Source organism: Citrobacter sp. H12-3-2 (assembly GCF_009649895.1).
Taxonomy (GTDB): Bacteria; Pseudomonadota; Gammaproteobacteria; order Enterobacterales; family Enterobacteriaceae; genus Citrobacter; species Citrobacter portucalensis.
On sequence record NZ_CP045837.1, the window covers coordinates 2,277,506 to 2,289,904 of the forward strand.

General features: G+C 53.8%; 13 protein-coding genes and 1 other annotated feature. Of the genes, 4 read left to right on the forward strand and 9 right to left on the reverse strand.

The genetic code is table 11. The features are described from left to right. Positions 1-30: 30 nt before the first annotated feature. The 6 genes from trpA to trpL all read right to left on the reverse strand — a co-directional run bounded on the left by trpA (position 31) and on the right by trpL (position 6,699). The gene (gene trpA / locus GHC22_RS10895) at positions 31-837 is read right to left on the reverse strand and encodes a tryptophan synthase subunit alpha (protein ID WP_128611644.1); all 807 of its coding nucleotides are present in this window, start codon (positions 835-837) and stop codon (positions 31-33) included. Further along, a complete protein-coding gene (trpB, locus tag GHC22_RS10900) occupies positions 837-2,030 on the reverse strand; it encodes a tryptophan synthase subunit beta (RefSeq protein WP_003020645.1) in 1,194 nt (397 codons plus the stop codon). The genes trpA and trpB overlap by 1 nt, the downstream gene beginning before the upstream one ends. 10 nt (positions 2,031-2,040) lie before the next feature. Then, the gene (gene trpCF / locus GHC22_RS10905) at positions 2,041-3,402 is read right to left on the reverse strand and encodes a bifunctional indole-3-glycerol-phosphate synthase TrpC/phosphoribosylanthranilate isomerase TrpF (RefSeq protein WP_225623043.1); all 1,362 of its coding nucleotides are present in this window, start codon (positions 3,400-3,402) and stop codon (positions 2,041-2,043) included. Then, on the reverse strand, positions 3,403-4,998 hold the full coding sequence (gene trpD / locus GHC22_RS10910) for a bifunctional anthranilate synthase glutamate amidotransferase component TrpG/anthranilate phosphoribosyltransferase TrpD (protein WP_153752914.1): 1,596 nt from the start codon (positions 4,996-4,998) through the stop codon (positions 3,403-3,405). Further along, complete coding sequence (locus GHC22_RS10915; RefSeq protein ID WP_071446270.1) at positions 4,998-6,560, reverse strand: anthranilate synthase component 1; 1,563 nt, start codon at positions 6,558-6,560, stop codon at positions 4,998-5,000. The genes trpD and GHC22_RS10915 overlap by 1 nt, the downstream gene beginning before the upstream one ends. Positions 6,561-6,583: 23 nt before the next feature. After that, positions 6,584-6,678 (reverse strand) — a sequence feature (Trp leader region). Beyond that, a complete protein-coding gene (trpL, locus tag GHC22_RS24570) occupies positions 6,655-6,699 on the reverse strand; it encodes a trp operon leader peptide (protein WP_012905981.1) in 45 nt (14 codons plus the stop codon). It overlaps the preceding feature by 24 nt. 135 nt (positions 6,700-6,834) lie before the next feature. Between trpL and rnm the strand changes: the two genes are divergently transcribed. The 3 genes from rnm to rluB all read left to right on the forward strand — a co-directional run bounded on the left by rnm (position 6,835) and on the right by rluB (position 9,306). After that, a complete protein-coding gene (rnm, locus tag GHC22_RS10925) occupies positions 6,835-7,713 on the forward strand; it encodes an RNase AM (protein WP_008784938.1) in 879 nt (292 codons plus the stop codon). Then, entirely contained in the window at positions 7,710-8,330 is a 621-nt protein-coding gene (locus GHC22_RS10930; protein WP_003833336.1) for an L-threonylcarbamoyladenylate synthase, read from the forward strand. Before rnm ends, GHC22_RS10930 begins: the two co-directional genes overlap by 4 nt. Positions 8,331-8,430: 100 nt before the next feature. Next, positions 8,431-9,306, forward strand: coding sequence for a 23S rRNA pseudouridine(2605) synthase RluB (rluB, locus tag GHC22_RS10935; RefSeq protein ID WP_153752916.1), 876 nt, complete (start codon positions 8,431-8,433; stop codon positions 9,304-9,306). Between the two features lie 83 nt (positions 9,307-9,389). On the opposite strand, the gene cobO is transcribed toward rluB, so the two are convergent. Together cobO and GHC22_RS10945 are read right to left on the reverse strand one after the other, a co-directional pair. Then, entirely contained in the window at positions 9,390-9,980 is a 591-nt protein-coding gene (gene cobO, locus GHC22_RS10940) for a cob(I)yrinic acid a,c-diamide adenosyltransferase (protein ID WP_153752917.1), read from the reverse strand. Next, a complete protein-coding gene (locus GHC22_RS10945) occupies positions 9,977-10,738 on the reverse strand; it encodes a YciK family oxidoreductase (protein ID WP_008784935.1) in 762 nt (253 codons plus the stop codon). The genes cobO and GHC22_RS10945 overlap by 4 nt, the downstream gene beginning before the upstream one ends. A gap of 221 nt (positions 10,739-10,959) precedes the next feature. Here GHC22_RS10945 and sohB point away from each other — a divergent pair, with 221 nt between their 5' ends. Next, the gene (gene sohB / locus GHC22_RS10950; RefSeq protein ID WP_032934465.1) at positions 10,960-12,006 is read left to right on the forward strand and encodes a protease SohB; all 1,047 of its coding nucleotides are present in this window, start codon (positions 10,960-10,962) and stop codon (positions 12,004-12,006) included. Between the two features lie 108 nt (positions 12,007-12,114). Here the strand turns inward: sohB and GHC22_RS10955 are convergent, their stop codons facing one another. After that, positions 12,115-12,366, reverse strand: a complete 252-nt coding sequence (locus tag GHC22_RS10955; RefSeq protein ID WP_003020616.1) for a YciN family protein — start codon at positions 12,364-12,366, stop codon at positions 12,115-12,117. Between the last annotated feature and the right edge of the window lie 33 nt (positions 12,367-12,399).

Sequence of the window (12,399 nt, forward strand, 5' to 3'; positions counted from 1 at the left end):
CCGCCAGAAATTTCTGGCGGTTGATTTAGCTTATTGGTGGGTGGCGGCTTTCATCGTGCTGACAAACGCTTTCAGCTCAGCCAGCATCTGTTCCGGTGCCGCAACATTTTTCTCAATGATTTTCACAATTGCCGAGCCGGAAATTGCACCGGCAGCACCGGCTTCAATAGCACCAGCGACCTGTTCAGGCGCAGAAATACCAAAGCCCTGTAAAGAAGGTGGCGCACCATATTCTTTAAGCTTTTCAACCAGATGATGCAGCGGTAATGCTGCACGATTTTCGGCACCGGTTACACCTGCACGTGAAAGCAGATAAGTGTAGCCACGACCATAAGAGGCAATCTGGCGTAGCAGTTCTTCATCAGCGTTCGGCGGGCAGATGAAAATCGGCGCGATGTTGTGGCGAAGCGCTGCGGTTCTGAATGGTGCAGACTCTTCAACGGGAACATCGGCCACTAATACAGAATCCACACCCACTTTTTCGCACTGGGTGTAAAACTCGTCAATGCCCTTGCTGAAGATCAGGTTGGCATACATCAGCAACCCAATGGGAATCGTCGGATGCTTCTGGCGAATCAGCGCCAGCATTTCAAAGCATTGCGACGGTGTAACGCCGGCGGCAAACGCACGCAGGGTGGCTTCCTGAATAGTTGGGCCATCTGCCAGCGGATCGGAGAACGGAATGCCGAGTTCAAGCGCGTCGGCACCGGCTTCAATCAGCGTATCAATGATTTTCAGTGACTGCTCAACAGACGGATCGCCCAGGGTTACGAAGGGGACAAAAGCGCCTTCTTTGCGGTCCTTCAGCTGTGCAAACAGGTTTTCGTAACGTTCCATCAGATTTCCCCTCGCGCTTTCAAAATATCGTGTACGGTGAAAATGTCTTTGTCGCCGCGACCGGAGAGATTAACCACCAGCAACTGCTCTTTTTCTGGATTCTCACGCATCATTTTCAACGCGTGCGCCAGGGCATGGGAGGACTCCAGTGCCGGGATAATTCCCTCGTGCAGACACAGCGTTTTGAAGGCTTCCAGTGCTTCATCATCGGTGATTGAAACATAATCGGCGCGACCAATGCTGTTCAGGTATGCATGCTGTGGCCCGACCGATGGGAAATCCAGCCCTGCAGAAATAGAGTAAGACTCTTCAATCTGTCCTTCTTCAGTCTGCATCATTGGGGACTTCATGCCGAAGTATATCCCGACACGACCATGCTTCAAGGGCGCGCCGTGTTCTCCAGACTCAATCCCGTGACCGCCTGGCTCTACGCCAATCAGACCGACGCTGGTTTCATTAATAAAATCGGCGAACATACCGATGGCGTTAGAACCGCCGCCCACGCAGGCGATAACGGCGTCCGGCAGACGGCCTTCTTTTTCCAGAATCTGCGCCTTGGTTTCTTCACCGATCATGCGCTGGAACTCACGCACAATAGTCGGGAAGGGGTGCGGACCAGCCGCCGTACCGAGCATGTAGTGCGCGGTATCGTAGCTACCAGACCAGTCGCGAAGCGCTTCGTTACAGGCATCTTTCAGCGTTGCGGAACCGCTGTGAACGGGGATAACTTCAGCGCCCATCAAACGCATACGGAAAACGTTAGGCGACTGACGTTCAACATCTTTCGCGCCCATGTAAATACGGCATTTCAACCCCAGCAGTGCGCTGGCGAGAGCAGATGCAACACCGTGCTGACCCGCGCCTGTTTCGGCGATGATTTCCGTTTTACCCATGCGCTTCGCCAACAACGCCTGACCCAGCACCTGGTTGGTTTTGTGCGCGCCGCCGTGCAGTAAATCTTCGCGCTTGAGATACAGCGTCGTGTTGGTGCCTTGAGTAATGTTCTGGCACTTGGTCAGTGCGGTTGGGCGACCCGCATAGTTTTTCAGCAGATCTGTAAACTGCGCCTGAAATTCAGGATCCTTTTGTGCGCTGACAAAAGCTTCTTCCAGCTGGCGCAGGGCAGGCATCAGAATCTGTGGCACATACATACCGCCAAATTCACCAAAGTACGGATTGAGTAATGTTGTCATGTCCTTTTCCTTAATATGCGCGCAGCGTCTGAAAGACCGAAGCCAGAAGACGTGCATCTTTGATGCCCGGCTGTGACTCTACGCCAGAATTGAAATCGAGACCGGCACAGCCGGTTTTTGCCGCGTCAACGCAGTTATCTGCGCCGAGTCCGCCAGCCAGTAAAACGTTATCCAGCGATTGTCCGCCTAAAAGTGACCAGTCGAAGCGTTGACCGCTGCCGCCCTGGCCGTTGTCGAAGACGTATTTATCGACATGCTGATAATCACGGGCTGGCAACGTTTCGCTGACGCTGAGTGCCTTCCAGATTTGCACCTGTGCGGGCAGTAAGTCGCGCAGGGCGTCAACATAGGACTGGTCTTCGTTACCGTGCAGTTGCACGGCAGTTAGTCCCAGCTCCGCCGCTGTTGCGCTCACGTCGGTAATATCTGAGTTGCGAAACACCCCGACGTATTGCAGCGGCGCGCCGGTCATGACCTCTCGCGCCTGTGCTACGTTGACCGCGCGCGGTGATGTGGGGACAAAAATCAAGCCGCCGTAAATGGCGCCCGCTTCATATGCCGCATTTGCATCCTGAGCCCGGGTTAAACCGCAGACTTTATTCTCGCCGAGCAGTACGCGTCGCACGGCGGCGTGCAGATCAGCATGCGACATCAGCGCGGAGCCAATCAGAAAACCGTTAGCGAAGTGGCTGAGCTCGCGCACCTGACCGTAAGTATTGATGCCGGACTCGCTGATGACGGTCACACCATGACCCAGTCGCGGTGCCAGTTGACGGGTGCGATTCAGATCAATCGACAGATCGCGTAAGTCACGGTTGTTGATACCAACGACTTTGGCGCCCAGTGCGATAGCACGCTCCAGCTCTTCTTCGTTACTGACTTCGGTCAGTACGCCCATTTTCAGGCTGTGGGCGACGGCGGCGAGTTGACGATATTGCTCATCATCGAGCACCGACAGCATCAGCAAACAGGCGTCCGCCTGGTAGAAACGCGCCAGGTAAATCTGGTAAGGATCGATAATAAAGTCCTTACACAGAATCGGCTGCGGTGCGATGCGGCTGACGATAGGCAGGAAATCAAAGCTCCCCTGGAAATACTTCTCATCGGTCAGTACGGAGATCGCGGAAGCATAATGTTTATAGATGCTCGCAATCTGTGCCGGGTCGAAGTCATCACGGATCACGCCTTTTGATGGAGATGCTTTTTTGCATTCCAGAATAAAGGCGGTGCGTGCACCTTGCAGCGCATCGTAGAAATCACGTGAGCCAGGCTGAACATCATTTTGAAAGCTGGCCAGCGGTTGTTGCTGTTTGCGGGCTTCTACCCAAATCGCCTTGTCTGCGACAATTTTCGCTAAAACGGTTTGCATCATTTACCCTCTTGCTGCCAGTGCAGTGACGCGGTCATAGGCCGCACCGCTACGCAGTACATTAATCACGGTTTGCGCATTGGCTTTTAAATCTTCTTCACCGTGCAGGCGCATTAACATGGCGACATTCGCGGCAACAGCAGCTTCATGAGCGGCTTCACCTTTACCTTGTAACAAGCGACTAAGAATGTCACGGTTTTCTTCCGGCGTGCCGCCAGCCAGCTGTTCCTGGTGATAAGGCGTCAGACCAAAGTCTTCTGCCGTCAGTTGATAACTCTTGATTTCCCCATCGTGCAGCTCTGCCACAATGGTCGGCGCATGCAGCGAAACTTCGTCCATGCCACCACTGTGCACCACGGCTGCTCGTTGATATCCCAGCACGCGCAGCGTTTCAGCAATCGGTAGCACCAGTTCCGGGCTGTAAACGCCGATCAGCGCCAGCGGCGGATGCGCTGGGTTAATCAACGGGCCGAGCACGTTAAACAGCGTGCGGGTTTTCAGCTGCTGGCGTACCGGCATGGCATGGCGAAAACCGGTGTGATATTTCGGCGCAAACAAGAAGCACACCCCGAGGTCGTCTAGCGCCTGACGGGATTTATCAGCGTTCATATCCAGATTGATGCCAAATGCCGCTAACAGATCCGAAGAGCCAGACTTGCTGGAGACACTGCGGTTGCCGTGTTTGGCAACTTTCAGTCCGCAAGCCGCCGCAACAAAGGCGCTGGCGGTAGAAATATTGATGCTGTTGCTGCCGTCGCCGCCGGTACCGACAATATCGGTAAACAGATAATCAGGGCGCGGGAACGGGGCGGCGTTTTCCAGCAGCGCGGTTGCCGCACCGGCAATTTCATTCGGGTGTTCGCCACGAATTTTCATGCTCACCAGCGCCGCAGCCAGTTGTTCCGGCTTCAGTTCACCGCGAACGACTGCGGAAAACAGCTGGTGACTTTCCTGCTGGGACAGCGTCTGGGCCTGATACAGTTTCTCCAGAATGGGTTGCAGCGTATTGGTTTGTTCAAGCTTCTGTTGCGCCCAGGCCAGCGTTTGTTCCAGCAAACGCGCGCCCTGGGTGGTCAGAATTGATTCCGGATGGAACTGGAAGCCGCAGACGCGATCGGTATCGTGACGTACCGCCATCACCATGCCGTTAAAGTGGGCGTTAATGGTCAATCCAGCAGGTACGTTGCTGCCAACCAGCGAATGATAGCGTGCCACCGGCAGCGGATTCGCCAGACCAGAAAACATCGCCTGACCGTCGTGTTCAATGCTGGACGCTTTGCCGTGAAGGATCTCTCCGGCCTGACCCACATATCCACCATAGGCTTCAACAATGGCCTGGTGTCCCAGACAAATACCGATGATTGGCAGCTTGCCGCGCAAACGGGTTAACAGCTCCGGCATGCAACCTGCCTCGCTTGGCGCACCTGGGCCTGGAGAGAGCATCAGCACCGGATTTTTCATGGTTGCTAAGCGGTCAATCAACGTCTGGGCCGGAATATGGTTGCGGTAAATCACCACGTTGTGACCATTAGTACGCAGTTGATCCGCCAGGTTATAGGTAAAAGAATCGATGTTATCAAGCAGCAGAATGTCAGCCATTAGAAGGTCTCCTGTGCGTGGTGCGCGGTAGCGATAGCACGCAGAACCGCGCGCGCTTTATTACGGGTTTCATCGGCTTCAGACTGCGGTACAGAATCCAGAACAATCCCGGCACCGGCTTGTACGGTGGCAATACCGTCTTCCACGAGGGCGGAGCGAATGACAATACAGGTATCCAGATCGCCATGCGCCGTGAAGTAACCTACCGCACCGCCGTAGCTGCCACGGCGACGACCCTCGGCCTCGGCGATAAGCTGCATGGCGCGAACTTTTGGCGCTCCGCTTAACGTGCCCATATTCATACAGGCGCGGTAAGCGTGCAGCACATCCAGATCGCTACGCAATTCGCCGACCACGCGCGAAACCAGGTGCATAACGAAGGAGTAACGATCGACTTTGGTGAGGTCAGCAACATAGCGGCTGCCAGGCGTACAGATGCGCGCCAGGTCGTTACGCGCAAGGTCAACCAGCATCAGGTGCTCAGAAAGCTCTTTATGGTCGGTACGCATCTCCAGCTCGATACGGCTGTCGAGATCGCGATCAAGCGAACCGTCCGCACGACGACCGCGCGGGCGAGTACCAGCAATCGGGTAGATCTCAATCTGGCGGCTGGTGGCATCGTATTTCAGCGAGCTTTCCGGGGAGGCGCCAAACAGCGTGAACTCGTTGTCTTGCATGAAAAACATGTATGGGCTGGGGTTACTTTTCTTCAGCACATAGTAGGCCGCCAGCGGAGATGGGCAGGGCAGCGAGAAACGGCGGGATGGCACCACCTGGAAAATTTCGCCCGCGCGAATCGCTTTTTGCATGCCACGAACTACGGCGCCAAACTCTTCATCGCTCTGATTGCACTCGCAGCGCATCTGCGGGACTTCAGTGACCGGCAACGGCGGCGCAGGCTCGGTAAGCTGCTGGCTCAATTGCGCCAGACGAGCATTAAGACGCTGTTTTTCCGCATCATTGGGGGTAAAAATACTGGCCTGAATACGGGTGCTTTTTTTCTGGTGGTCGATAACCATCAGCGTTTCTGCCAGATAGAAGCAGTAGTCAGGGCAACGGTTGCCCGCTTCAAGCTGTGGCAACTCTTCAAAACCCGCAACCAGATCGTAAGAAAACAGACCGCCGAAGAACATTGCTTCACGTTCTTGCGCTGGAACATTAACCAGCTCCTGCAATAAACGGAATGCATCAAATACGGACAGGGAGCATAAGCGGGCGTCTTCATCGAGCAGTGGGCTGACGGCAGGGAATCGCAGATGACGACCATTCGGCTGTTGTTCGTTCTCAACGCCAGCGGGCAGGGCAGCATCCAGCAGCGACAGCAGCGATGCGCCGTTTGCGGACAATGCCTGAATAGTGACAGTGTCACCGAGAGCGGTAATGCGTAATGCGCTGTCGACCAGCAGCAGGCTCTTCAGATCGTCTTTGCTGTCGATATCTGCAGATTCCAGCAGCAGTGTTGCTGGACGTGCGCCACACACTTGATGAAACAGCGCCGTCGGATTCTCACGGTAGGCGGCATCGCAGGCAAGCAGTTCGAGTGTCGGTTTTTGAGTTTGCATCGTTATTCTCATTAATTTTGTTCAAAAAAAAGCCCGCTCATTTGGCGGGCCGGGTATCTGGTTGCATATTGCAGACGTAAGACACTGCCCGAAATCAGGAAGTGCGCCACCAACCGTGCAGAACAAATGTTGCTTTCATCTCAGATACCTTCTTCATGTGAACTTGCGTACTAGTTAACTGGTTCGATGGAATAAAGTCAACACCTGATTTCAGTATATTTGTCGAAACCGCTATGATGGGCGTGATACGACATTTATTGAAACGGGAGCCGCCTTGAGCGACACGAATTACGCAGTGATTTATGACCTGCACAGTCATACTACAGCCTCCGATGGGCGATTAACGCCAGAAGCCTTAGTACACCGTGCGGTAGAGATGCGAGTCGGTACACTGGCGATCACCGATCATGACACCACGGCCGGCATTGCGGCGGCAAGAGAAGAAATTTCACGTTCAGGTTTAGCCTTAAATTTGATCCCTGGCGTCGAGATATCAACGGTCTGGGAAAACCATGAGATCCATATAGTGGGTCTGAACATTGATATCGCCCATCCCATGATGTGTGAGTTTCTGGCGCAACAAACGGAACGTCGTCAGCAGCGTGCACGCCTGATTGCTGAACGACTCGACAAAGCGCATATCCCCGGCGCGTGGGAAGGGGCGTTACGCCTGGCTGATGGCGGGGCGGTTACGCGGGGCCATTTTGCGCGTTTCCTGATGGAATGTGGAAAAGCCACAACCATGGCGGATGTCTTTAAAAAATATCTTGCCCGTGGGAAAACCGGTTACGTTCCGCCACAGTGGTGTACAATAGAACAAGCTATTGATGTCATTCATCATTCTGGCGGTAAGGCTGTTCTGGCTCATCCTGGGCGGTACGATCTTAGCGCTAAGTGGCTGAAAAGACTGGTTGCACATTTTGCTGAACATCGCGGCGACGCGATGGAAGTAGCACAGTGCCAGCAGTCTCCCAATGAACGCACCCATCTGGCGACGCTTGCGCGTTCGCATCAACTGTGGGCATCGCAAGGGTCTGATTTTCATCTACCCTGCCCATGGATTGAGTTGGGTCGTAAACTTTGGTTGCCCGCAGGCGTAGAAGGCGTCTGGCAACTTTGGGAGCAGCCCGAGATCACAGAGAGGAAAGTATGAGTCAGTTTTTTTATATTCATCCCGAAAACCCGCAGCAGCGACTGATCAATCAGGCCGTTGAAATCGTGCGTAAAGGTGGGGTGATCGTCTATCCAACCGATTCCGGCTATGCGTTGGGCTGCAAAATTGAAGATAAAGGCGCCATGGAGCGCATTTGCCGCATCCGTCATCTGCCGGACGGGCACAACTTTACGCTGATGTGTCGTGACCTGTCCGAACTGTCGACCTATTCGTTTGTCGACAACGTGGCATTCCGTTTAATTAAAAACAACACGCCGGGTAACTACACCTTCATCCTGAAAGGGACGAAAGAAGTTCCGCGCCGTTTGTTGCAGGAAAAACGTAAGACCATCGGCCTGCGTGTGCCATCGAATCCGATTGCGCTGGCGCTGCTGGAAGCACTGGGCGAGCCGATGCTCTCTACATCGCTGATGCTGCCGGGCAGTGAATTTACTGAGTCAGACCCGGAAGAGATTAAAGACCGTCTGGAAAAACTGGTGGATTTGATTATTCACGGTGGCTATCTCGGTCAGCAGCCGACCACGGTCATCGATTTAACCGACGATTCCCCGGTGGTGTTGCGTGAAGGCGTCGGCGACGTTAAACCTTTCTTATAAGGGCGCGAACCGCTATACTACGCGGCCTTAAAATGGCGCTGACTGGCGCCGTTGATTCTCCTGTTCGACGCCTGTGAAGGCGACATCTAAAGGAAGCTCTATGAGCGAAAAGTTACAAAAAGTGCTGGCGCGCGCTGGCCACGGTTCTCGCCGTGAAATCGAATCTATTATTGCCGCGGGTCGCGTGAGCGTTGATGGCAAAATTGCCACGCTCGGCGATCGCGTTGAAGTCACTCCGGGTCTGAAAATCCGTATCGACGGTCATCTGATTTCGGTTAAAGAGTCTGCAGAGCAAATCTGCCGCGTTCTGGCCTATTACAAACCAGAAGGTGAACTGTGTACCCGCAACGACCCGGAAGGTCGTCCGACCGTGTTCGATCGTTTGCCAAAACTGCGTGATGCTCGCTGGATTGCCGTAGGGCGTCTGGACGTGAATACCTGCGGTTTACTGCTGTTTACCACCGATGGTGAACTGGCTAACCGTCTGATGCACCCAAGCCGTGAAGTCGAACGTGAATATGCGGTACGTGTGTTTGGTCAGGTTGATGATGCAAAACTGCGCGATCTGAGTCGTGGCGTACAGCTGGAAGATGGTCCGGCGGCATTTAAAACGATCAAGTTCAGCGGTGGTGAAGGGATCAACCAGTGGTATAACGTCACGCTGACCGAAGGGCGTAACCGTGAAGTCCGTCGCCTGTGGGAAGCTGTAGGTGTACAGGTAAGCCGTCTTATTCGTGTTCGTTACGGTGATATCCCGCTGCCGAAAGGCCTGCCGCGTGGTGGCTGGACAGAGCTTGACCTCGCGCAAACCAACTATCTGCGTGAACTGGTGGAACTGAAGCCGGAAACGACATCTAAAGTTGCCGTCGAGAAAGATCGTCGTCGCATGAAGGCAAATCAGATCCGTCGTGCGGTGAAGCGGCACTCACAGGTCGGTAGCAGCCGTCGTCCGGGTGCTCGTAGCAACAACGGTTAATTATGAGTGGGCCTGATAAGCAAAGCGCCATCAGGCCTTAGCGTGGAGCCGGATGCGGCGCAAGCGCCTTATCCGGCCTACTGTCAGTAATCAATCCCTATCTGGGCCTTCACGCCCGCTTCAAACGCATGCTTGACCGGGCGCAACTCGCTGACCGTATCCGCTAACTCCAGAATATCGCGATGACATCCACGGCCGGTGATAATCACCGTTTGATGGGCAGGGCGCGCGTTTAGGGCAGTGATGACCTCTTCAAGCGGCAGATAGTCGTATGCCACCATATAGGTCAGCTCGTCCAGCACCACCATATCCAGTTTATCGTCGGCCAGCATCCGCTTACCGTGTTCCCACACGGCCATACAGGCCGCGGTGTCGGACTCACGGTTTTGCGTTTCCCAGGTAAATCCTGTCGCCATAACCTGAAACTCTACGCCGTGGGGTTCAAGTAAGTTACGTTCTCCGTTTGGCCACGTACCTTTAATAAATTGTACGACGCCGACTTTTTTACCGTGGCCCACCGCGCGCGTGGCGGTACCGAATGCGGCGGTGGTTTTACCCTTACCATTTCCGGTGAATACGATGATGATCCCGCGCTCGTCCGTAGCGGCGGCAACGCGTGCGTCAACCCGATCTTTTACGCGCTGTTGACGTTGCTGATAGCGTTCTTCAGTCATTGGGCAATTCCTGGTTTACGGCCCGGCTGGGCGTCAAAAGTCATACCGGTTTTACGGCGGCTGTCATCGCCCATCAGCCACAGGTAGAGCGGCATAATATCGGCGGGAGTTTTCAATTTTTGTGGATCTTCCGTGGGGAATGCGCTGGCTCGCATGCCAGTTCGTGTTCCACCAGGATTGATACAGTTTACGCGCAGATGACGGTTTTGATACTCATCAGCCAGAACCTGCATCATCCCTTCGGTAGCAAATTTTGATGTGGCATACGCCCCCCAATTGGCGCGACCCTGGCGGCCGACGCTGGAAGAGGTAAAGACCAGCGATCCGGCATCGGATTTGAGTAACAACGGCAGCAATGCCTGAGTCAGCATAAAAGTGGCATTCACATTTACCTGCATCACATCCTGCCAGACCTGCGGGTTTTGTTCACTCATTGGGCAAATATCGCCGAGTAATCCGGCGTTATGCAGTACGCCATCCAGACGTGGGAAATGTGCGGCAATGCGCTGTGCAAGCTGGTGACATTCTTCAGAGGTACAGGTCAGTAAATCCAGTGTAAACCACTGTGGTTGTGTTCCGTTTTCATCGGCGATAGTGCGGGCAACCTGACGCAGTTTTTCTTCGTTACGCCCAAGCAGGATAACGGTCGCGCCATAGCGTGCATAGGTCTGCGCGGCTTCGCGTCCGATACCATCGCTGGCACCGGTGACAAGAATAATGCGGCCCTGTAAAAGGTCTTGTTTAGGTTGGTAATGCACGGCTACTCCTCGGCGACGCCCTGGCCATCTCGTTCGCAATAACTTTTGGGCTTTATGCCTTAAACCCTGTTCTTTTTCAATCAGCCAAAGGCAATAACACCGCAAAATGAACGCTTTGTCATGCTTTTTACTGATTCAGCACTGGATGTATGAAGCAAGACGAGGTGACACGCCTGTTGTACACTGAGCGGAAGTCGCGTTGTTTAACCAAGGTGGGTCTCGTGGAATTGTTGTCTGAATATGGGCTGTTTTTGGCAAAAATTGTCACTGTCGTGGTGGCTATTGCAGTGGTGGTGATGCTGATCGTAAACGCGACACAACGCAAACGTCAGCGTGGGGAATTGCGGGTTATTAACCTCAGCGATCAATATAAAGAGATGAAGGAAGACCTGTCGCTGGCCTTATTGGATGGGCATCAGCAAAAATTCTGGCATAAGGCGCAGAAAAAGAAACAGAAGCTGGAGGCGAAGGCCGCCAAGGCAAAAGCGAAACTGGGTGACAGTACGTCATCAGATAAACCCCGTGTATGGGTGCTTGATTTTAAAGGCAGTATGGATGCCCACGAGGTCAGCGCATTACGTGAAGAGGTGACGGCGGTGCTGGCGGTTGTTAAACCTCAGGATCAGGTGGTGGTTCGTCTGGAAAGCCCGGGCGGTGTGGTACATGGTTATGGCCTGGCTGCGTCCCAGTTACAACGCCTGCGCGATAAGCAGATCCCACTGACCGTCACGGTAGATAAAGTCGCTGCGAGCGGCGGATATATGATGGCCTGCGTGGCAGATAAAATTGTTTCGGCGCCGTTTGCTATCGTCGGCTCAATTGGCGTGGTGGCGCAGATCCCGAACTTTAACCGCTTCCTGAAAGGGAAAGATATTGATATCGAACTGCACACCGCCGGACAGTACAAGCGTACGCTGACGCTGCTTGGCGAGAACACGGAAGAAGGGCGGCAGAAATTCCGTGAAGATCTGAATGAAACACATCATTTGTTTAAAGATTTTGTCCATCGTATGCGCCCGACTCTGGATATTGAGCAGGTTGCCACGGGTGAACACTGGTTTGGTCAACAGGCGCTGGCAAATGGGCTGGTGGATGAGATCAACACCAGCGATGAGGTGATCCTCGGGCTGATGGAAGGTCGTGAAGTGTTGAACGTTCGCTATCTGCAGCGTAAAAAGCTGATGGATCGTTTTACCGGTAGTGCGGCGGAGAGCGCCGATCGTTTGCTGATGCGCTGGTGGCAGCGGGGGCAGAAGCCACTGATGTAAAATTGTCATTGCCGGATAGCGATGCTCACATATCCTATCCGGCCTACAAATAGGCATCAATGTAGGCTGGATAAGGTGTTGTCGCCATCCGGCAAATTATTTCTCGAGTTAATCGATCAAGTGATACTTTTCAGAAAGTACGTGCGCCAGGTGTTTAAACATATTAAACACAGCCGTACTTTTGGGCGTTGGTAGCCCTTGCTCGTCTAAAAAGTAATCTCCGCTGAAAACCAGCACGCCGTTTCGCTGCGTAACGCCGGTGGCGACAATCCCCGCCAGCGTGTCCTCATGCTCACGAATGATTTTGTTGGCTTCAATCAGCAGTGTTTCGCGATCGATGGGTTGAGTGTCTTTATGCATGATTTACTCCTTAAACAAGGACATTAGTCTACG

Coding starts and splice junctions, on each gene's coding strand:
- trpB (WP_003020645.1), bottom strand. CDS start 2,030: ATGACAACATTACTCAATCCGTACTTTGGTGAATTTGGCGGTATGTAT.
- trpA (WP_128611644.1), bottom strand. CDS start 837: ATGGAACGTTACGAAAACCTGTTTGCACAGCTGAAGGACCGCAAAGAA.
- trpCF (WP_225623043.1), bottom strand. CDS start 3,402: ATGATGCAAACCGTTTTAGCGAAAATTGTCGCAGACAAGGCGATTTGG.
- GHC22_RS10955 (WP_003020616.1), bottom strand. CDS start 12,366: ATGCATAAAGACACTCAACCCATCGATCGCGAAACACTGCTGATTGAA.
- rluB (WP_153752916.1), top strand. CDS start 8,431: ATGAGCGAAAAGTTACAAAAAGTGCTGGCGCGCGCTGGCCACGGTTCT.
- trpD (WP_153752914.1), bottom strand. CDS start 4,998: ATGGCTGACATTCTGCTGCTTGATAACATCGATTCTTTTACCTATAAC.
- GHC22_RS10930 (WP_003833336.1), top strand. CDS start 7,710: ATGAGTCAGTTTTTTTATATTCATCCCGAAAACCCGCAGCAGCGACTG.
- GHC22_RS10915 (WP_071446270.1), bottom strand. CDS start 6,560: ATGCAAACTCAAAAACCGACACTCGAACTGCTTGCCTGCGATGCCGCC.
- cobO (WP_153752917.1), bottom strand. CDS start 9,980: ATGACTGAAGAACGCTATCAGCAACGTCAACAGCGCGTAAAAGATCGG.